This window comes from Haloarcula sediminis, from assembly GCF_035656455.1.
Taxonomy (GTDB): Archaea; Halobacteriota; Halobacteria; order Halobacteriales; family Haloarculaceae; genus Haloarcula; species Haloarcula sediminis.
The window spans coordinates 1-646 of the sequence record NZ_JAYMGA010000028.1 but is presented as its reverse complement, the minus strand read 5'-3'; the positions used below and the strand labels follow the sequence as shown (position 1 = coordinate 646).

The following is a 646-nucleotide window of genomic DNA, read 5'->3' as shown; positions in this document are numbered from 1 at the left end:
CAGTTAGCTAAAAATGCTGTTGGTGAGCGAGGCGAAGTCGCCGCCCCCGAAGGGGGTGGCGGCTTCGCCGAGTATGCGGTGGTGTCGCTGCACTGTCTGCGGGTTTACCTGGAAAAATCCTACCGGGTAGCACTTGATTTGCTGAGCGAGATGCCGCGAATACTCGGGGAGATCGGCCTCGACGCGGCCGATCCCCCCGATCACTCGACGCTAGTCAAATGGTTTGACAGAATCAAGACGGCACTCTGGCGAGTGCTGCTGCGCCTCTCGGCGCAGCTGCACGAGCCGAGCGGTCACGCCGCTATTGAGCGACGTTTTTCGACCGCGAAAACGCTAGCAAGCACTACTGCCGGCAGACGAATTACCGGGTTCAGACGCTCAAAACAACTGCTCTCGTCGACACAGAAAGCCAAGCCATTCTGGACGTTCACTGTACGACCGAGAAACGCCACGACACGCAGCTCGGCTGGCAGGTCGCCCTCCGCAACGCGGGCGACCTCGCCAGCCTCGCTGCCGACAAAGGCTACGATTGGATGGATTTACGCGAGAAACTCCGCGAAGAGGGCGTAAGACCGCTAATCAAACATCGTGAGTACCGGCCCATCGATCACGCGCACAACGCGCGGATCGATGGGCCTCAATACCG

General features: G+C 59.9%; 1 pseudogene. It reads left to right on the top strand.

Features of this window, described 5'->3' with window-relative positions:
- Positions 1-646: pseudogene (locus VJ162_RS18445) on the top strand (IS5 family transposase); the annotation flags it as partial.